Source organism: Enterobacter sp. fkY84-1, assembly GCF_052974705.1.
This window is the reverse complement of record NZ_CP169393.1, coordinates 905,637-925,486: the sequence shown is the minus strand read 5'-3', so window position 1 is coordinate 925,486 and position 19,850 is coordinate 905,637. Positions and strand designations below refer to the sequence as shown.

General features: G+C 55.7%; 19 protein-coding genes. 5 read left to right on the top strand and 14 right to left on the bottom strand.

Annotation, left to right across the window (positions count from 1 at the left end; all coding sequences use genetic code 11):
- Positions 1-5: 5 nt before the first annotated feature.
- On the bottom strand, positions 6-1,109 hold the full coding sequence (gene proB, locus ACEPLT_RS04325) for a glutamate 5-kinase (protein ID WP_021242883.1): 1,104 nt from the start codon (positions 1,107-1,109) through the stop codon (positions 6-8).
- A gap of 304 nt (positions 1,110-1,413) precedes the next feature.
- Here proB and phoE point away from each other — a divergent pair, with 304 nt between their 5' ends.
- The gene (phoE, locus tag ACEPLT_RS04320; protein ID WP_008501878.1) at positions 1,414-2,466 is read left to right on the top strand and encodes a phosphoporin PhoE; all 1,053 of its coding nucleotides are present in this window, start codon (positions 1,414-1,416) and stop codon (positions 2,464-2,466) included.
- A gap of 136 nt (positions 2,467-2,602) precedes the next feature.
- Here phoE and crl read toward each other — a convergent pair whose 3' ends face one another.
- From crl to gpt, 3 genes are all read right to left on the bottom strand, one after another.
- Complete coding sequence (crl, locus tag ACEPLT_RS04315; RefSeq protein ID WP_008500249.1) at positions 2,603-3,004, bottom strand: sigma factor-binding protein Crl; 402 nt, start codon at positions 3,002-3,004, stop codon at positions 2,603-2,605.
- Between the two features lie 57 nt (positions 3,005-3,061).
- A complete protein-coding gene (gene frsA, locus ACEPLT_RS04310; RefSeq protein WP_008500250.1) occupies positions 3,062-4,306 on the bottom strand; it encodes an esterase FrsA in 1,245 nt (414 codons plus the stop codon).
- 106 nt (positions 4,307-4,412) lie between these two features.
- Positions 4,413-4,871, bottom strand: coding sequence for a xanthine phosphoribosyltransferase (gpt, locus tag ACEPLT_RS04305; protein ID WP_003863205.1), 459 nt, complete (start codon positions 4,869-4,871; stop codon positions 4,413-4,415).
- A 260-nt stretch (positions 4,872-5,131) separates the two neighbouring features.
- Here gpt and pepD point away from each other — a divergent pair, with 260 nt between their 5' ends.
- Positions 5,132-6,589 (top strand): cytosol nonspecific dipeptidase, encoded by a 1,458-nt coding sequence (pepD, locus tag ACEPLT_RS04300; RefSeq protein ID WP_023293206.1) that lies wholly within the window; start codon positions 5,132-5,134, stop codon positions 6,587-6,589.
- Between the two features lie 76 nt (positions 6,590-6,665).
- Here pepD and dinB read toward each other — a convergent pair whose 3' ends face one another.
- The 8 genes from dinB to ACEPLT_RS04260 form a co-directional block, all read right to left on the bottom strand.
- On the bottom strand, positions 6,666-7,724 hold the full coding sequence (dinB, locus tag ACEPLT_RS04295) for a DNA polymerase IV (RefSeq protein WP_008500252.1): 1,059 nt from the start codon (positions 7,722-7,724) through the stop codon (positions 6,666-6,668).
- Positions 7,725-7,832: 108 nt separating this feature from the next.
- Positions 7,833-8,036 carry a (Na+)-NQR maturation NqrM gene (nqrM, locus tag ACEPLT_RS04290; RefSeq protein WP_023615899.1) on the bottom strand — a complete coding sequence of 68 codons (204 nt, stop codon included), beginning with the start codon at positions 8,034-8,036 and terminating at the stop codon, positions 7,833-7,835.
- Complete coding sequence (gene nqrF, locus ACEPLT_RS04285; RefSeq protein WP_232927819.1) at positions 8,036-9,259, bottom strand: NADH:ubiquinone reductase (Na(+)-transporting) subunit F; 1,224 nt, start codon at positions 9,257-9,259, stop codon at positions 8,036-8,038. The genes nqrM and nqrF overlap by 1 nt, the downstream gene beginning before the upstream one ends.
- A gap of 10 nt (positions 9,260-9,269) precedes the next feature.
- Positions 9,270-9,866, bottom strand: coding sequence for an NADH:ubiquinone reductase (Na(+)-transporting) subunit E (gene nqrE, locus ACEPLT_RS04280; RefSeq protein WP_008500255.1), 597 nt, complete (start codon positions 9,864-9,866; stop codon positions 9,270-9,272).
- Positions 9,867-9,872: 6 nt separating this feature from the next.
- Positions 9,873-10,511, bottom strand: coding sequence for an NADH:ubiquinone reductase (Na(+)-transporting) subunit D (locus ACEPLT_RS04275; RefSeq protein ID WP_008500256.1), 639 nt, complete (start codon positions 10,509-10,511; stop codon positions 9,873-9,875).
- A complete protein-coding gene (locus ACEPLT_RS04270; protein WP_023293210.1) occupies positions 10,504-11,298 on the bottom strand; it encodes a Na(+)-translocating NADH-quinone reductase subunit C in 795 nt (264 codons plus the stop codon). Before ACEPLT_RS04270 ends, ACEPLT_RS04275 begins: the two co-directional genes overlap by 8 nt.
- Complete coding sequence (locus tag ACEPLT_RS04265; RefSeq protein ID WP_008500258.1) at positions 11,291-12,526, bottom strand: NADH:ubiquinone reductase (Na(+)-transporting) subunit B; 1,236 nt, start codon at positions 12,524-12,526, stop codon at positions 11,291-11,293. Before ACEPLT_RS04265 ends, ACEPLT_RS04270 begins: the two co-directional genes overlap by 8 nt.
- A 3-nt stretch (positions 12,527-12,529) precedes the next feature.
- The gene (locus ACEPLT_RS04260; protein WP_232927817.1) at positions 12,530-13,873 is read right to left on the bottom strand and encodes a Na(+)-translocating NADH-quinone reductase subunit A; all 1,344 of its coding nucleotides are present in this window, start codon (positions 13,871-13,873) and stop codon (positions 12,530-12,532) included.
- 298 nt (positions 13,874-14,171) lie between these two features.
- Here ACEPLT_RS04260 and dpaA point away from each other — a divergent pair, with 298 nt between their 5' ends.
- The gene (dpaA, locus tag ACEPLT_RS04255) at positions 14,172-14,912 is read left to right on the top strand and encodes a peptidoglycan meso-diaminopimelic acid protein amidase (protein ID WP_008500261.1); all 741 of its coding nucleotides are present in this window, start codon (positions 14,172-14,174) and stop codon (positions 14,910-14,912) included.
- Here the strand turns inward: dpaA and ACEPLT_RS04250 are convergent.
- A complete protein-coding gene (locus tag ACEPLT_RS04250; protein ID WP_008500262.1) occupies positions 14,883-15,650 on the bottom strand; it encodes a class II glutamine amidotransferase in 768 nt (255 codons plus the stop codon). The two genes, dpaA and ACEPLT_RS04250, sit on opposite strands and share 30 nt — an antisense overlap.
- Before the next feature lie 48 nt (positions 15,651-15,698).
- Positions 15,699-16,277 carry a D-sedoheptulose 7-phosphate isomerase gene (gene lpcA, locus ACEPLT_RS04245; protein WP_021242877.1) on the bottom strand — a complete coding sequence of 193 codons (579 nt, stop codon included), beginning with the start codon at positions 16,275-16,277 and terminating at the stop codon, positions 15,699-15,701.
- Between the two features lie 239 nt (positions 16,278-16,516).
- Between lpcA and fadE the strand changes: the two genes are divergently transcribed.
- Both fadE and ACEPLT_RS04235 read left to right on the top strand, forming a co-directional pair.
- Positions 16,517-18,961, top strand: coding sequence for an acyl-CoA dehydrogenase FadE (gene fadE / locus ACEPLT_RS04240; RefSeq protein ID WP_063616809.1), 2,445 nt, complete (start codon positions 16,517-16,519; stop codon positions 18,959-18,961).
- A gap of 108 nt (positions 18,962-19,069) precedes the next feature.
- Positions 19,070-19,840 carry an amidohydrolase gene (locus ACEPLT_RS04235; protein WP_023343415.1) on the top strand — a complete coding sequence of 257 codons (771 nt, stop codon included), beginning with the start codon at positions 19,070-19,072 and terminating at the stop codon, positions 19,838-19,840.
- The last annotated feature ends 10 nt before the right edge of the window (positions 19,841-19,850 follow it).

Sequence of the window (19,850 nt, the reverse complement as noted above, 5' to 3'; positions counted from 1 at the left end):
GCTCCTTAACGAATAATCATGTCATCGCGATGCACGGCAACCGGGCCATATTCATAGCCCAGAATGGCGTCGATCTGCTGCGAATGGTGACCCGCGATGCGGCGCAGGGCATCGCTGTTATAACGGCTTACGCCGTGGGCGATGTCGCGGCCTTCGAGGTTACGGATGCGGATCACTTCACCACGGGAGAAGTTGCCTGTCACGCTTTTAATTCCTTTAGGAAGTAATGAACTTCCTCGTTCCAGAATCGCGGCGGTCGCCCCTTCATCAACGACGAGTTCGCCCGCAGGCGGCGCGCCAAATATCCAGCGTTTACGGTTTTCCAGCGGAGATTCCTGGGCGTGGAAGCGGGTGCCAACGGAGATGCCTTCCATCACGTCGCCAATCACGCCAGGGCGGCTGCCCGCGGCAATGATGGTGTCGATACCGGCGCGGCACGCCACGTCGGCGGCCTGCAGCTTGGTCCCCATGCCGCCCGTTCCGAGGCCGGACACGCTGTCACCGGCGATGGCGCGCAGCGCATCGTCGATACCGTGAACGTCGGTAATCAACTCGGCTTCCGGGTTAGCGCGCGGATCGGCGGTGAACAGCCCCTGCTGATCGGTCAGAAGCAGTAATTTATCGGCGCCAGCCAGAATGGCGGCCAGCGCAGAGAGGTTATCGTTATCACCCACTTTGATTTCAGCGGTAGCAACGGCATCGTTCTCATTAATGACCGGAACGATATTGTTGTCCAGCAGCGCGCGCAGGGTATCGCGGGCGTTCAGGAAGCGCTCTCTGTCTTCCATATCCGCACGCGTCAGCAGCATCTGCCCGACGTGGATGCCATAGATAGAGAACAGCTGTTCCCAGAGTTGAATGAGTCGGCTTTGTCCCACGGCGGCCAGCAGCTGTTTTGAGGCGATCGTCGCGGGGAGTTCGGGGTAACCCAGGTGTTCACGCCCGGCGGCAATCGCCCCGGAGGTCACAATTACAATACGATGCCCTGCGGCATGTAACTGAGCGCACTGACGTACAAGCTCAACAATGTGGGCGCGATTTAGGCGGCGCGATCCGCCTGTTAAAACACTGGTACCGAGTTTTACCACCAGCGTCTGGCTGTCACTCATGATTCTCTGCCGTTCAACGATAAGGGAAAGTAATGTCGAACGAACGTTTTAGCAGGAGTCAGCCCCGTTGCCAACTGCCTTAGCACATCGCGAAACACTTTGTTGCGCGGGATCAGGAAGCGTAGCGGGAGAATTTGACACTTTTATTACCGAAATAATAAATCACAGTTTTTTAAAATTATTCTTAGTTTGTCATAAAAGTTTCATTCCAGAACGATAAAACCCTTCCTGTTTTTTCACGGGACTTAAGCATGAGCTTATCGTCCAGCGAATTTTTTAGCGCGTTTATAAGACAGGATCGAAAATGAAAAAGAGCACTCTGGCATTAATGGTTATGGGCGTAGTGGCTTCTGCATCCGTTCACGCAGCTGAAGTTTATAATAAAGATGGTAATAAGCTGGACGTGTACGGCAAAGTGAAAGCCATGCACTACATCAGCGATGATGCCACCAAAGATGGCGATCAGACTTACGTTCGTTTCGGTTTTAAAGGCGAAACCCAGATTAACGATCAGCTGACGGGCTATGGTCGTTGGGAATCTGAATTTGCGGGTAACAAAGCCGAGAGCGACTCCTCTCAGAAAACCCGCCTGGCGTTCGCGGGCCTGAAGCTGAAAAACTTTGGTTCTCTGGATTACGGTCGTAACCTGGGTGCGCTGTATGACGTCGAAGCATGGACCGACATGTTCCCTGAGTTCGGCGGCGACTCTTCCGCTCAGACCGATAACTTCATGACCAAGCGTGCGACCGGTCTTGCCACCTACCGCAACACCGACTTCTTCGGCGCGGTTGACGGCCTGGACATGACCCTGCAGTACCAGGGTAAAAACGAAAACCGTGACGCCAAGAAGCAGAACGGTGACGGTTTTGGTACCTCTCTGAGCTATGACTTCGGCGGCAGCGATTTTGCCGTCAGCGGTGCTTACACTAACTCTGACCGCACCAACGCGCAGAACCTGCTGGCGCGTGGTCAGGGGCAGAAAGCCGAAGCCTGGGCTACCGGTCTGAAATATGACGCGAACGATATTTATCTGGCAGCGATGTATTCAGAAACCCGTAATATGACGCCAATTTCTGGCGGATTTGCCAATAAGGCACAGAACTTTGAAGTCGTCGCACAATATCAGTTCGACTTCGGTCTGCGTCCGTCCCTGGGTTATGTCCAGTCTAAAGGCAAAGATATCGAAGGTATTGGTGACGAAGATCTGGTGAAATATATTGACGTTGGCGCGACCTATTACTTCAACAAAAATATGTCCGCGTTTGTTGATTATAAAATTAACCAGATTGACGACGATAATAAACTGGGCGTGAGCAGCGATGATATCGTTGCCCTGGGTATGACCTACCAGTTCTAAGATTATCCGAATAAGAAAATCCCGGCAGATAAGCCGGGATTTTTTTTGCCCGGTGGCGCTGCGCTTACCGGGCCTACGGGATAGTGCATTTTGTAGGCCGGGTAAGGCGAAGCCGCCACCCGGCGCTGTGACGCTATCAGGCGGTCAGCTTCACCGCTTCGCTGGAAAAATCATCCGCTGGCTCGAACTTAAGGTCCAGGGTGGCCAGCAGTGCGCTCGCTTTGTCGTGAAACTCTTTCAGGGTATATTCCAGGCGATCGATCACTTCCTGATCTTTAATGGTGGTGGCCTGCCAGTTACCGTCTTTATTAAACAGGCCAAACTGGTAGCTATACGTAAAGCGTTTTTCCTCTGCTTCCATTTCCATCCACCAGCCCCAGAATTCACGTTTTTCGGGTGCAGGCTTCACGTTGACGCATACAGCCAGGCAGTCGAAAAAAAAGCGATTCTCTTCACACTGCTCTTCTCGAATATACGGGCCAAGAGCCATGAACTTCTTAATCAATCTACTTTTCGGGTGTCCACTCGGTAACGTCATTGCGATCTCCTTTTGTGAAGCCACTGTTTTACCAAACCAGCGAAATTTAGCAATCTATTAACACAATCTCTGAGCGATCCAGCGCGTAATCTCCTTCAGAGCTTTATCGAAATTCTGATAGACCGGGCTGAACGGCACCTCAAGCAATTTGCCATCCGCAGATGACGACGTGATTAAGCGCGACTCTTCTTCCGGACTGAACGGATCGTTTTTCCAGAACCCCGACAGCATCGGTGTCGGGCAGCGACGTCCCAGCAACCCTTGCGTTTTTAACGAGTAGCGATTGAGCTCAACGCGCAGCGCTTCGTCTGATGCATCATGCATGCCAAGACGGCTGGCCAGCACATCAAGGTACATTTCGGGCACGCTCCCCTGGCGTGCGGGATCGCTGAGCAGGGCATGAACGACCGGTCCAAGGCAGGCGACTGCTTTCAGGCGGGAGGATTCAAGGTAAGCCAGACGCACCGCGACGTTTGCGCCAAAGCGGAAGCCAAATGCCGCCACGCGGGTGTGGTCAACCCACGGAATGTTTTCCAGCGCTTTTAGCGCATGCTGGTGCAGCAGGCTGGAATCCTGAGTCAGTTTCCATTTGGAGGAGAAGCCAATTGAGGGCATATCCAGCGTCAGCATCGCGATCCCTTTTGGTGCGAAGTAGCGCTCATACAGGCTGTAATAGTCAATTTGCAGAGAGTCCAGCCCGCCGCACATCAGCACGGTCGGGAACGGGCCTTCACCTTCGGGCATATGCAGGAACCCGGTAACGGGCGCCCCGCCCGGAACAGCGAACTCAAGCTCGCGCATCTGGCCCGGCAGGCGTTGAGCCGCCTCTTCGTAGGCGCGATTCGCCAGCGCCTGCGCCTGTTCAGCCAGCTCATCGCCTTTTAAATGCGGGTAGGCGGCAATGGCATAGAGGTTGGCCGCATGCAGCCAGTGTTTGCCGCTGCGCGTGGCATCCTCTTCCTGGCTGGCTTTTTGCTGCCAGAGCATCGCCTGTTTAGACCACTCGTAGATCCAGTTTCCGCCACGGTAGCCCACTACCGTATCATAGAGTTCGCTGTCGGTACGCTCGGCTTCACTCATCACGATACGTGCCTGCACATCAAGGATTTCACGGGGATCGATACCGCGCCAGATCCACATCAGGCGGTTAATCATGCGATACCAGTGAGGCACGTTTTTACCGTCTAATGCAGACTGGACGGCAGGCTGAGTACCCGGATTGAAGCGACGCACCAGCGTCGACGTTTCAGGGTGTTTGAAACGGGGTTTGAAGAGAGTCTCGGTGAGATTCGCCTGCGTCATTGCATTGCCTCCATGAATACGTCGTATAGAGACTATTGTAACGCGCGCCAGACTAAAAAAAACAACGCCCGGCATCACCGGGCGTTAAATTAATTGCGGAACGTGATTAACGACCCGAGATTGGCGGTACGAAGACCACGCCCATATCCCATGGCTGTTCAATCCAGGTATCCTGCGGAATATCAATCACGTAATCGTCAACCAGCGGGCGGCCAGCAGGCTTCGCGAAGATAGTGACGAAATGTGCTTTCGGATACATTTCACGGATAGCCACCGCGGTACCGCCGGTATCCACCAGGTCATCAATAACGATGAAGCCTTCACCATCGCCTTCCGCGCGTTTCAGCACTTTCAGCTCGCGCTGGTTGTCATGGTCATAGCTGGAGATGCAAACGGTATCGACATGACGAATACCCAGCTCACGTGCCAGCAGCGCCCCCGGTACCAGACCGCCACGGCTGACGGCAATAATGCCTTTCCACTGTTCGGAAGGCATCAGACGCGCAGCCAGTTTGCGTGCGTGAATCTGCAACATGTCCCAGGTGACGACGTATTTTTCGCTCATGTGAAGTGTCCCAGCCTGTTTTTATACGGCTTAAAAAGTGTTCGAGGGGGAAATAGGTTGCGCGAGATTATAGAGATCTGACGCACTAAAAACCAGTGTTTAGCGCCCTCTGCCTGAGTTTTTACATGCTTTATGCTACCAGCCAGCAGAGAAAGTGGTATTCTCAGTTTCATCTCGCAAGCCTGACTTGTGGTAACTATTAACCTGCTAACCCTGTGACCTGCAACCCTGTTTGCAGCGCCTCGACAAGGAGACTTATCGTGTCTGAACTGTCTCAACTATCTCCGCAGCCGCTGTGGGATATTTTTGCCAAAATCTGCTCCATTCCACACCCTTCCTACCATGAAGAACAGCTTGCCGAACATATTATGGGCTGGGCGAAGGAAAAAGGTCTGCATGCGGAACGTGACCAGGTTGGCAACATTCTGATCCGCAAACCCGCCACCGCAGGCATGGAAAACCGTAAACCGGTTGTGCTGCAGGCGCACCTGGACATGGTGCCACAGAAGAACAACGACACCGTTCACGACTTCACCAAAGACCCGATTCAGCCGTACATCGACGGCGACTGGGTGAAAGCGCGCGGCACCACCCTGGGTGCGGATAACGGCATCGGTATGGCCTCTGCGCTGGCCGTGCTGGCTGACGACAGCGTTGAGCACGGTCCACTGGAAGTGCTGCTGACCATGACCGAAGAAGCGGGCATGGACGGGGCGTTCGGTCTGCAGGCGAACTGGCTGCAGGCGGATATCCTGATCAACACCGACTCCGAAGAAGAAGGCGAGATCTACATGGGCTGCGCGGGCGGGATTGATTTCATCTCTACCCTGCCGCTGTCACGCGAAGCGATTCCTGCCGGTTTCCAGACCTTCAAGCTGACGCTGAAAGGGCTGAAAGGCGGCCACTCCGGCGGTGATATTCATCTGGGTCTGGGTAACGCCAACAAGCTGCTGGCACGCTTCCTGGCAGGCCATGCGGCCGAGCTGGATCTGCGTCTGGTAGACTTCAACGGCGGTACCCTGCGCAACGCGATCCCGCGCGAAGCCTTCGCCACCGTAGCGGTTCCAGCGGCAAAAGCCGACGAGCTGAAAAAACTCTCCACCGTGTACCTGGATATCCTGAAAAACGAACTGTCGGCGAAAGAGAAGAACCTGACCGTGGTGCTGGAATCCGTCTCCACGGATAAAGCCGCGCTGACCGTGCAGTCTCGTGACACCTTCGTTCAGCTGCTGAACGCGACGCCAAACGGCGTAATCCGCAACTCTGACGTGGCGAAAGGCGTAGTGGAAACCTCACTGAACGTGGGCGTGGTGACCATGAGCGACGACAGCGCGGAGATCATCTGCCTGATCCGCTCCCTTATCGACAGCGGTAAAGAGTATGTGGTGAGCATGCTGGAATCTCTGGGTACGCTGGCGGGCGCAAAAACCTCCGCTAAAGGCAGCTACCCGGGCTGGCAGCCGGATGCAAGCTCTCCGGTGATGGCACTGGTGCGTGAAACCTACCAGCGTCTGTTCAACAGCACGCCGAACATTCAGGTGATCCACGCGGGTCTGGAATGCGGTCTGTTCAAGAAACCGTATCCGGATATGGATATGGTGTCCATCGGGCCAACCATTACCGGCCCGCACTCGCCGGATGAGCAGGTTCATATCGAAAGCGTCGGTCACTACTGGACGCTGCTGACTGAACTGCTGAAGGCGATCCCAGTTAAGTAATACCCTCATCCCAACCCTCTCCCACAGGGATAGGGTGAAAAACCCAGGCCCGGTAAGCGTAGCGCACCGGGCTTTTTTACAATCCTAATACCAGCTGTCGCTCTAACTGCGGATCCAGCAGCGTGACGTGCAATCCCACCAGCCTCACCCCTCGCCCGCCCCTGCGCTCTTCCCATGCCTTTTTTGCCGTCGCGATAAGATCGTCTTTATTAAGACGCGGCCAGACGTGTTCCTGCGTGGTCTGCTGAAAATCGTTGAATTTGAGCTTGATGCCCTGACGGGCAATCAGCAGGTCCGGTTTTACCTTGCTTAAGCGTCGTTCCAGCTCAGGATAAAGCTGTTCCGTGATAATGGTTTCGCATTCGGACCAGTCATGAATATCTTCAATGAGGGTTCGCTCGACGCCGACGGATTTCCGCAGCCGTTCGCTGTTCACATCGCGATCGTCAATCCCCTGGCTGCGCTCCCACAGCACGCGGCCAAACTTCCCGAAGCGCTTGAGCAGCATGGCGAGGTCGCTTCGCTGCACGTCTTCGCAGGTGCGTAATCCCATGCTTTCCAGCTTTGCGGCGGAGACTTTCCCGACGCCGGGGATTTTGCCAAGCGGCAGCGTTTTTAAAAATGCAGGCACCTCTTCCGGCGTAATGACGTACTGGCCGTTGGGCTTATTTAAATCCGAAGCGATTTTGGCAAGGAATTTAACGGGCGCGACCCCTGCAGATGCCGTCAGATTCAGCTCGTTGAAAATCGTCTGGCGGATCTCCTGCGCCATCAGCGTGGCGGAGCCGTGGCAGTGCACGCTGTCGGTCACATCGAGATAGGCTTCGTCCAGCGACAGCGGTTCTATCAAAGAGGTATAGCGGGAGAAGATTTCCCGAATATGAAGGGAAGCCTCTTTATAGGCGTCGAACCGCCCGGGCAGAAGCGTGAGATGAGGGCAAAGCTTTAAGGCCATCGCCGTCGGCATGGCGCTACGCACGCCAAATTTGCGCGCAGGGTAGTTGGCGGTGCTGATAACGCCACGCTGAACGCGGCTGCCGCCAATGGCGATGGGAATATCCCGCAGCGCTGGGTTGTCTCGCATCTCCACTGCGGCAAAAAAGCAGTCCATATCAACATGGATTATTTTGCGCATAGTAAGCCCTCACTCATCACTGGATAAGTATACAGTAAACAAATGAGGATTGAGAAGCAGATGTAAGAATGCCGGGTGGCGGCTTTGCCTTACCCGGCCTACAAAAACTTAAATAATGCGCTGCTGCTCGCGCGCCATGCGTTTTTTGCGGGCGTCGCACGGTTCCGGGCAGTCGCAGACCTTCTCCATGCCAATGGAGGAAATACCGCCGCAGCTGCCCTGAATGCTTTTCCGCTTAACGATCCAGCCTAAAGACATGCCAAAGATGACAAGTACAAAAACCACAAAGGTTGCCAGAAACGTCAGCATCATCAGCCTCCAAAGTCATCGAGCATGATGTTCTCATCTTCGACGCCGAGATCTTTCAGCATCTTAATCACGGCGGCGTTCATCATCGGCGGACCACACATATAGAACTCGCAGTCCTCGGGAGCCGGGTGCTGTTTAAGGTAGTTTTCATACAGCACGTTGTGGATGAACCCCGTATAGCCCGTCCAGTTATCTTCCGGCTGCGGATCGGAGAGCGCCACGTGGAAGGTAAAGTTCGGGTTTTCACGCGCCAGCTGTTCAAACTCATCATCGTAGAACATCTCACGCAGCGAACGCGCCCCGTACCAGAAGCTGATTTTACGCTTGCTGCCGATCCGCTTGAGCTGGTCAAAGATGTGCGAGCGCATCGGGGCCATGCCGGCACCGCCGCCGATAAAGACCATTTCCGCGTCGGTATCTTTCGCGAAGAACTCACCGAACGGGCCGGAGATGGTCACCTTATCGCCCGGCTTCAGGGACCAGATGTATGATGACATCACGCCCGGCGGCGCATCCGGCACATTCGGTGGCGGCGTGGCGATACGCACGTTGAGCATAATAATACCCTTCTCTTCCGGGTAGTTGGCCATCGAGTAGGCGCGCAGCGTCGGCTCTTTCACCTCAGATACAAAGCGGAAGAGATTGAATTTGTCCCAGTCGGCGCGGTACGCCTGCGGAACGTCAAAGTCCGCATACGCCACGGTATGCTCAGGGCACTCAATCTGAATGTATCCTCCGGCGCGGAACGGGACATCTTCCCCTTCCGGCACCCGCAGCTTCAGCTCTTTGATAAAGGTAGCTTTGTTATCATTAGAGATAACTTCACATTCCCATTTTTTGACGCCGAAAATCTCTTCCGGCAGTTCAATCTTCATGTTCTGACGCACTGCGACCTGACAGGCCAGACGGCAGCCCTCTTTTGCCTCACGCTTTGTGATATGCGACAGCTCGGTGGGCAGAATATCGCCGCCACCCTCTTTTACCGTCACGCGGCACTGCCCGCAGGAGCCGCCGCCGCCGCAGGCCGAGGAGACAAAAATACCGTTACCGGACAGCGTGTTGAGCAGCTTATCTCCCGCAGGCGTGCGGATCTGATTCTGCGGATCGTCGTTAATATCAATCACCACGTCGCCGGAATTCACCAGCTTCGCGCGCGCCGCCAGAATGAGCCCTGACAGCACCAGTACAATCAGCGTGAACATCACCACGCCAAGAATAATTTCCATCTGTTAGCCCTTATAGCTGCACACCGGAGAAGGACATGAAGCCCAGCGCCATCAGCCCGGTGGTGATAAAGGTGATCCCTAAGCCACGCAGGCCTGCAGGCACGTTGGCATATTTCATTTTTTCGCGGATCCCCGCCATGGTGACAATCGCCAGCATCCACCCGATGCCGGAGCCGAAACCGTACACCACAGATTCACTGAAGTTGTAATCACGCTGAACCATAAACGAGACGCCGCCGAAGATGGCGCAGTTCACCGCGATCAGCGGCAGGAAGATCCCCAGCGCGTTGTACAGCGACGGGAAGTACTTATCGAGGATCATCTCCAGGATTTGCACCAGCGCGGCAATCACGCCAATAAAGGTGATGAAGTTCAGGAAGCTGAGGTCAACCCCTTCCACCAGCGCGCCGTCCCGCAGCACAAAGTTGTAGACCAGATTGTTAATCGGTACAGATAAGCCAAGCACCACGGTGACCGCGATACCCAGCCCAAATGCCGTCGACACTTTTTTGGACACCGCAAGGAACGTACACATGCCGAGGAAAAACGCGAGCGCCATGTTTTCAACAAACACCGCGCGCACAAACAAACTCAGGTAATGAGCCATCGTCGGTTACTCCTTTTCCTGCTGTTCTGGTCTCAAGGTACGAATCAGCCAGATCAACAAACCGATGATGAAAAATGCGCTGGGAGCCAGCAGGAACAGGCCGTTTGGCAGATACCATCCACCGTTTTGCACCGTGTCCAGCACCGTGATGCCAAACAGCTTACCGCTGCCAATGAGCTCACGCAGGAAGCCAACGGTCAGCAGGATCACACCGTAGCCGAGGCCGTTACCGATACCGTCCATAAAACTCGCCAGCGGCGGCATTTTCATGGCGTAGGCTTCCGCGCGCCCCATCACAATACAGTTGGTGATGATCAGCCCGACAAACACCGAGAGCTGTTTGGAGGTTTCATAGGCGAAGGCGCGCAGCAGTTGATCGACCACGATCACCAGCGAGGCGATGATCGCCATCTGCACGATGATCCTCACGCTGTTGGGAATGTGGTGGCGGATCATCGAGATAAACATGCTCGAAAATGCCGTGACCAGCGTGACCGCCAGCGTCATCACCACCGCCGTTTCCAGCTTGGTCGTCACCGCCAGGGCTGAACAGACGCCCAGCACCTGCAGCGTGATCGGGTTATTGGCCAGCAGTGGGCCAATGAGCACCTTTTTGACTTCTTTCAGTTCACCGGTATCAGCCATTGTTCAGCGCTCCTTCACGTACGTTTTTCAGGAAAGGACCAAAACCCAGCTCGCCCATCCAGAAATCAAAACTGTGCTGCACGCCTTTGGAGGTGAGCGTGGCGCCGGACAGCCCGTCGACGGCGTAGTCGTCACCGGGACGTGCCGCCCCTTTCATCACCTTCAGCGCAGGCAGACCGTTATCGTCGAGCACTTTCTTACCGATAAACTGTGCCCGCCAGTTCGGGTTTTCTACTTCGCCCCCCAGCCCCGGCGTTTCGCCCTGGTCGTAATACGTAATGCCTTTTACGGTACGGCCATCCGTATCAAGCGCCACAAAGGCATACATCATTGACCACAGGCCGTTGCCGTAGACAGGAAGCACCACTTCCTGAATGCGTTTTTGGGGGTCACGCACCAGATAAATTTCGGCGAGATTGCTGCGGCGCTTAATCCCGGCGGGATCTTGCGATGCCTCGAGCGTCAGGCTCATCTGCGGATCTTTCAGCGCCAGCGCCTGGTTATACTTCGCCGGATCTTTATCCAGCAGCTGGCCTGTTTTCAAATCCACCAGACGCGGTGAAATACGCTCCGCAAATACCGCCGAGACGTCGTCTGCACTCATCCCTTCCTGCATCAACCCGGCCACGGCCAGTATGTTGCGCTGTTTATCCAGCGCACGTTGCGCCTGCTGCAGGGGTTTTAACCCCACGGCAGAGCCGGCCACGACAATCGAACAGACCAGACAGAGCACCAGCACCACCAGCAGCGTTTTGCTGATACTGTCGTTATTTTTAACTTCAGCCACGCGCCTTCCTCCGCTTAATGTTGGCCCGCACCACCAGGTAATCGAAGAGTGGCGCAAACAGGTTGGCAAACAGAATGGCCAGCATCATTCCTTCCGGGTACGCCGGGTTGACCACGCGGATCAGGACACACATCGCGCCAATGAGCACGCCATAGCTCCATTTACCTTTGTCCGTAAACGAGGCTGAGACGGGGTCGGTTGCCATGAACATCATGCCAAACGCGAAGCCACCCAGTACCAGATGCCAGTACCAGGGCATGGAGAACATTGGGTTGGTGGTCGAACCGATAACGTTGAACATCGTTGCGGTCAGCACCATGCCGATCATCACGCCCGCCACAATTCGCCAGGAGGCCACGCGCCCAAACAGGATGATCGCTCCACCAATCAAAATCATCAGCGTTGAAACTTCACCAATGGAACCCGGAATGTTGCCAATAAAGGCATCAAACCAGGTTACAGGCTGACCCGTCGCGTTGTTCACCAGCGTTTCGCCGCCGTGTGCCGCCCACTGTGAAAGCGGCGTCGCGCCGGAAAAACCGTCAGCCGCCGTCCAAACCAGGTCGCCGGAGATTTGCGCCGGATAGGCAAAGAAGAGGAACGCACGCCCCGCCAGCGCCGGGTTAAGGAAGTTCCGCCCGGTGCCGCCGAAGATCTCTTTGGCAATGACCACGCCAAAGCTGATGCCCAGCGCTGCCTGCCAGAGCGGTAGCGTCGGGGGAACAATCAGGGCAAATAGAATAGAGGTCACGAAGAAGCCTTCGTTGATCTCATGTTTACGGATGATGGCAAACAGCACTTCCCAGAAGCCGCCCACGATAAAGACCGTGATGTAAATCGGCAGGAAGAACACCGCCCCCAGCGTCATCATGCTCACCCAGCCCGCGTCTGGCGCAAAGCTCACCCCTAACGACTGGGCCAGACGGTAGTGCCAGTCAGACTGAAGCACCTGCGCCAGCTGCTGCGCATCGTACATGTGGTGCAGCGCCGGAATGGTCTGCAGACCGACGTTGTACATCCCCCAGAACATCGCCGGGAAGACCGCAAACCACACCAGGATCATCATCCGCTTAAGGTCGATGGCGTCACGGACGTGCGCCGCTCCTTTCGTCACCAGCCCCGGCGTGTAGAAAATGGTCGCCGTTGCTTCATACAGCGGGTAGTACTTTTTGAGCTTCCCTTCGGTAAAGTGCGGCTCAATTTTTTCAAAGAGGTGTTTTAAGCCCATCGGTTATCCTTCCTGCTCAATGCGGGTTAACACCTCGCGCAATACCGGTCCATATTCGTATTTTCCCGGACAGACATAGGTACACAGCGCCAGATCTTCTTCGTCCAGTTCCAGACAGCCCAGCGCCTGCGCGCTGTCGGTATCGCCGGCGAGCAGATCGCGCAACAGCATGGTCGGCAGAATATCCAGCGGCATGACGCGCTCGTAGTTGCCAATCGGGACCATAGCGCGCTCGCCACCGTGCGTACTGGTCGAGAAGCTAAACAGCTTATTACGCAGGAAGTGCCCCAGCGTGGTACGGGTGACGGAGTATTTTTCCGCACCGGGCAGCACCCAGCCGAACAGCTCTTTCTCGCGGCCTTCCTGCACAATGCTGACCTGCAAATGGAAACGTCCCAGATAGGCGTGCGCCTGCACGGCATGGCGGCCACTGAGGACCGAACCGGAAATCAGCCGGTTTTCGCCTGCCTTGGTTTCTTCGTTCAGCAGTTCATTGATATCCGCGCCAATCAGCGTCTTCACCAGACGCGGGTTTGCAGCCTGCGGCCCACCGATGGCGATGATGCGTTCCGCGCACAGCTCTCCGGAGGTGAAGAGCGTACCGATGGCGATGACGTCCTGATAATTAAGATGCCAGACCTGTTTCGTCAGGCTCACCGGCTCAAGGAAATGGATGTGCGTCCCGACCAGACCCGCCGGATGCGGGCCAGCAAACTCATTAAACGTGACCTGCCCCTGAGGATGACCGCCAAGCTTGCCGCCACCGGCCTGGCAAACGTGGACTTTTCCCAACGTCAGACGGGTTAAAACGGTAAGCCCGGCATCAAAAGCTTTGCGCTGTGCCAGGATAACCGGCTGCGGATCCACGCTGAGCGGATTGGTATCCATTGCCGTGACGAAAATCGCGGCCGGTTCCGTGCCGGGAACCGGGGATTTACTGAAGGGACGCGTGCGAAGCGCGGTCCATAAGCCGGACGCCAGAAGCTGAGCCTGAACAGCCTCACGGCTCAGCGACGCGAGATCTGCGGCATCGTAACGGGCGAATTCACGCTGTTCATCGCCTTCAATGCGGATCACCACCGACTGCAGAACGCGCCGTTCGCCACGGTTGATCGCCACAACGGTGCCGCTCGCGGGGGCTGTAAACATCACGCCGGGATTTTTTTTGTCCTCAAAGAGCGCCTGGCCTTTGATCACGCGATCGCCTTCCTGTACCAACATCGAAGGTCGCATTCCCAGGTAGTCGTCGCCCACAATGGCGACATGACGGACACTTGCGCCTGTCGAAACGCGCTGCGCGGGCACGCCTGCAATCGGCAGATCAAGTCCTTTTTTGATTTTAAACATGTGGTTAGCAGGTTTCCATGAACAACAATCCAGTGGCCGCGAAGTGTAACATTTTCCCCTTCTCGCGGGCAGCGAATCCGCCGTCGCGCGCGCCAAATTGCGAGCTAATGCGCAAAGTTCCTGGAGCCATCGCGATTTTGATGGTTTATAAAGTAAAACTAATTTGTAAACTCACCGCCCGGCTCTTGCGAAAATCTATAGCGGTGCTAATGTGAGCGCTCCTAACAGAATAATCTGATTTCGGGTCTCTTTTGCCGTCCTGGCAAGTTGGTCATGGTTTTATCAAGGAACTAGTAGTATGCGTAAAATCGCATTGTTCATTGCGATGCTTCTGATTCCGTGCATGTCGTTTGCCGGACTGCTCAGCAGTAATAGCTCAACGACGCCGATCAGCAAAGAATATAAACAGCAGTTAATGGGATCGCCGGTTTATATTCAGATCTTCAAGGAAGAACGCACTCTCGATCTGTTTGTAAAAATGGGTGAGACGTATCAGCTGCTTGATAGCTACAAAATCTGTAACTACTCCGGTGGATTAGGGCCAAAACAGCGTCAGGGCGATTTCAAAAGTCCGGAAGGGTTTTACAACGTTCAGCGTAGCCAGCTCAAACCAGACAGCCGTTTCTATAAAGCCATCAATATCGGTTTCCCGAATGCCTATGACCGTGCACACGGTTATGAAGGTAAATACCTGATGATTCACGGTGCCTGCGTGTCTATCGGCTGCTACGCGATGACCGATTCCGGCATTGATGAGATTTTCCAGTTTGTCACCGGCGCGTTGGTCTTTGGTCAGCCAAACGTTCAGGTCAGCATCTATCCGTTCCGCATGACGGATGCCAACATGGCGCGTCACAAGTACTCGTACTACGCGGATTTCTGGAAACAGCTGAAACCCGGCTATGACTACTTCGAGCAGACTCACAAGCCGCCTGTTGTCTCGGTTGTGGATGGCCGTTACGTGGTCAGCAAGCCGCTGAGCCACGAAGTTGTCCATCCACAGCTGGCGTCAAATTACACGGTCCCCGAGACAAAATAGCACCCACTCGCCTGGCATAATCTTTTGCCAGGTTTCGTTGCCCGTCAGCGGCTGCGTTGCAATAACAGTGACCACATCGTTCGGTGTGGTCTCCTTCTGAAAGTCTATCTCCACATCCTGATCGAGCAGCGTTGCCACGCCAAACGGCGCACGTCGGGTGATCCAGAACAAATTCGTCGAGCAGAACGCCATCACATAGCGGCCGTCAGAGAGCAGCATGTTGAACACGCCTTTTTCACGTAGCTCGGTCGCCAGCGTTGCGATGTATTTAAACACGGCGGCCATATTGCCTGGCGTGCGGGGATAGCGCTCCGTCAGCTTGTGCAGCAGCCAGCAGAAGGCTTTTTCACTGTCGGTTTCGCCTACCGGGCGGAAATTGCCCGTTTCCAGCGACTTATAGCCCGTGAGTTGCCCGTTGTGCGCGTAGGTCCAGTTACGCCCCCACAGCTCACGGGTAAACGGATGGGTATTTTCCAGCGCCACTTCGCCACGGTTAGCCTGGCGAATATGGGCGATCACCGAGCGGGACTTGATGGGATAGTCCTGCACCAGTTTGGCAATCGGTGAGTTAAAGCTGGGCTGTGGATCTTTGAACGTGCGACACCCTTTGCCTTCGTAGAAGGTGATGCCCCAGCCGTCTTTATGCGGCCCGGTTCCCCCACCGCGCTGAACCAGCCCGGTGAAGCTAAAGCAGATATCGGTTGGCACATTGGCGCTCATCCCGAGCAGTTCGCACATACATCACCTCCACAACAGCGGGGGGCACCGGCGCCCCCCAGCGAAGTATTACTTAGCCATCTCTTTTTCGATCAGCTGGATCAGGATGTGGATCACTTTGATGTGAATTTCCTGAATGCGGTCAGCATAACCGAAGTGCGGAACGCGAATTTCAACATCCGCCGTACCGTCCATCTTACCGCCATCTTTGCCCGTCAGGGTGATGACTTTCATCCCTTTTTCACGCGCGGCGGCGATCGCTTTGATCACGTTACCGGAGTTGCCGGAGGTAGAAATCCCCAGCAGCACGTCGCCTTCACGGCCTACCGCTTCAACGTAGCGAGAGAAGATGTGGTCGTAACCGAAGTCGTTGCCTACGCAGGAGATGTGGCTCACGTCGGAAATCGCAATCGCCGGGTAGCCAGGACGGTTTTCGCGATAGCGTCCGGTCAGCTCTTCTGCGAAGTGCATCGCGTCACAGTGAGAGCCGCCGTTACCGCAGGAGAGCACTTTGCCACCCGCTTTGAAGCTGTCGGCCAGCAGGACCGCCGCGCGCTGAATAGCGTGAATATTGGCATCATCTTTCAGAAAGTTCGCCAGCGTTTCCGCCGCTTCGTTCAGTTCGTTACGAATAAGATCCTGGTACATGAGGATAATCCTTCAGTATTGATGAAATAACACAGTGGAGTGTACCGGATAGCGGGAAAAGCGAGAAGCTAAAGCCATGCGAAACGTCCGGCGTTTTGCTTTTTCGTGCCGGGTAAAACGCGAACAATGTGAACCAGGTTGTAATTATTTTGTAAACACATTGCTAAAGGAAATAACATCAACTACAACCATATCATCACAAGTGGTCAGACCTCCTACAAGCAAGGGAGCTTTTCTTTATGATGATTTTGAGCATTCTCGCAACCGTTGTTCTGCTCGGTGTGTTGTTCTATCACCGCGTAAGTTTATTCCTGAGCAGCCTGATTCTTCTGGCCTGGACGGCTGCGCTTGGCGTCGCAGGTCTCTGGACTATCTGGCTTTTAGTCCCTCTTGCCATCATCCTTCTGCCGTTTAACTTTGCCCCGATGCGTAAATCAATGATCTCTGCACCGGTGTTCAAAGGCTTCCGCAAGGTGATGCCTCCCATGTCGCGTACTGAAAAAGAAGCGATTGATGCGGGCACCACCTGGTGGGAAGGCGACCTGTTCCAGGGTAATCCGGACTGGAAAAAGCTGCATAACTACCCGCAGCCGCGTCTGACCGCGGAAGAGCAGGCGTTTATTGACGGCCCGGTAGAAGAAGCCTGCCGTATGGCGAACGACTTTGCTATCACCCATGAAATGGCCGACCTGCCGCCAGAGCTGTGGGCGTACCTGAAAGAGCATCGCTTCTTTGCGATGATCATTAAGAAAGAGTACGGCGGTCTGGAATTCTCCGCTTACGCTCAGGCTCGCGTGCTGCAAAAGCTGGCAGGCGTTTCCGGCATCCTGGCGATTACCGTTGGCGTGCCTAACTCCTTAGGCCCAGGCGAACTGCTGCAGCATTACGGTACGGAAGAGCAAAAAGATCACTATCTGCCGCGTCTGGCACGCGGTCAGGAAATCCCTTGCTTCGCGCTGACCAGCCCGGAAGCAGGCTCCGATGCGGGCGCGATTCCGGATACCGGCGTGGTCTGCATGGGCGAGTGGCAGGGCGAGCAGGTGCTGGGCATGCGCCTGACCTGGAACAAGCGTTATATCACGCTGGCCCCTATCGCCACCGTGCTGGGTCTGGCCTTTAAGCTCTCTGACCCGGAAAGACTGCTGGGCGGCGAAGAAGATCTGGGCATTACCTGTGCGCTGATCCCAACCTCCACCCCGGGCGTTGAGATTGGTCGTCGTCACTTCCCGCTGAACGTGCCGTTCCAGAACGGTCCAACCCGCGGCCAGGATATCTTTGTGCCGATTGATTACATCATCGGTGGTCCAAAAATGGCCGGTCAGGGCTGGCGTATGCTGGTGGAATGTCTGTCGGTGGGCCGCGGCATTACCCTGCCGTCGAACTCAACCGGCGGTCTGAAGTCGGTGGCGATGGGGATTGGTGCCTACGCGCACATCCGCCGTCAGTTCAAAATCTCCATCGGCAAGATGGAAGGTATCGAAGAGCCGCTGGCGCGTATCGCGGGCAACGCCTACGTAATGGACGCTGCCGCCACGCTGATTACCTACGGCATTATGCTGGGCGAAAAACCGGCCGTACTGTCGGCCATTGTGAAGTACCACTGTACCCACCGCGCGCAGCAGTCAATTATTGACGCGATGGATATCGCGGGCGGTAAAGGCATTATGCTCGGCGAAGGCAACTTCCTGGCGCGCGGCTATCAGGGCGCACCGATTGCCATCACCGTGGAAGGGGCAAACATCCTGACCCGCAGCATGATGATCTTCGGTCAGGGCGCAATTCGCTGCCATCCATACGTGCTGGAAGAGATGGCCGCTGCGCAGAACAACGACGTGGATGCCTTCGATAAGCTGCTGTTCAAACATATCGGTCACGTGGGCAGCAACAAGGTGCGCAGCTTCTGGCTGGGCCTGACGCGCGGCCTTACCAGTTCGACGCCAACCGGCGATGCAACCAAACGTTATTATCAGCATCTGAACCGTCTGAGCGCCAACTTGGCCCTGCTGTCTGACGTTTCCATGGCGGTGCTGGGCGGCAGCCTGAAGCGTCGCGAACGTATCTCTGCCCGTCTGGGCGATGTGCTGAGCCAGATCTTCCTGGCCTCTGCGGTCCTGAAACGTTACGACGATGAAGGCCGTCAGGAAGCGGATCTGCCGCTGGTGCACTGGGGCGTGCAGGATGCGTTGTATCAGGCTGAACAGGCGATTGACGATCTGCTGGCGAACTTCCCGAACCGCTTCGTGGCAGGCGCCCTGCGCGTGGTGATCTTCCCGACCGGTCGTCACCATCTGGCACCGTCCGACAGGCTGGACCACAAAGTGGCGAAGATCCTGCAGGTTCCGAGCGCAACCCGTTCCCGCATCGGCCGCGGCCAGTACCTGGCACCGACGCCGCATAACCCGGTGGGTCTGCTGGAAGAAGCGCTGCTTGACGTGATGGCCGCCGATCCGATTCACCAGAAGATCTGTAAACAGCTGGGCAAAAACCTGCCGTTTACCCGTCTGGACGAACTGGCAAAACAGGCACTCGCCGGTGGCATTATCAATAAAGATGAGGCCGCTCTGCTGGTGAAAGCCGAAGAGAGCCGTCTGCGCAGTATTAACGTGGATGATTTCGAGCCGGACGAGCTGGCGACGCAGCCGGTAAAGCTGCCGGAGAAGCACCGCAAACCTGAAGCGGCATAACGCGTTTCGCTTACCTAAACCCCGCCTCGCGCGGGGTTTTTTATTGCCACATTTTCTCGTTATGTCGTGCTACAGTGTCAAAAAGTGGTCGTTTGAGGAGCCTGTATCGTGCCTGGTCTGAAGATTTCTATTTTGCAGCAACCTTTAGTGTGGATGGATGGCCCCGCCAACCTGCGCCACTTTGATCGTCAACTCGAAGACATTACCGGACGTGATGTGATTGTCCTGCCGGAAATGTTCACCACTGGCTTCGCCATGGAAGCGGCAAAACAGTCAATGCCGCAGGATGAGGTGGTTGCATGGATGCATGCCAAAGCGCAGCAGACCAACGCGCTGATCGCCGGTAGCGCCGCGCTGCAAACGGAGCGCGGCCCGGTGAACCGCTTCCTGCTGGTCGAGCCGGAAGGAAAGGTGCATTTCTACGACAAGCGCCACCTGTTCCGTATGGCGGATGAGCACCATCACTATGAAGCCGGTAACGAACGCGTGGTGTTCGAGTGGCGCGGCTGGCGTATTCTGCCGCTGGTCTGCTACGACCTGCGCTTCCCGGTGTGGTCGCGTAACCGCAACGATTACGACCTGGCGCTATATGTGGCCAACTGGCCTGCACCGCGCTCCCTGCACTGGCAGTCGCTGCTCGTGGCGCGCGCGATTGAGAACCAGGCGTACGTGGTGGGCTGTAACCGCGTGGGAACGGACGGCAACGGGCATCACTATCGCGGCGACAGCCGGGTGGTGAATCCGCAGGGCGAGATTATTGCCACCGCCGAGCCACATCAGGCGACGCGTATTGATGCCGAATTATCGTTAACGGCGCTGAAGGAGTACCGGGAGAAGTTTCCGGCGTGGCAGGATGCGGATCCTTTTAGCATTGAGTGAAAAAAAAGCC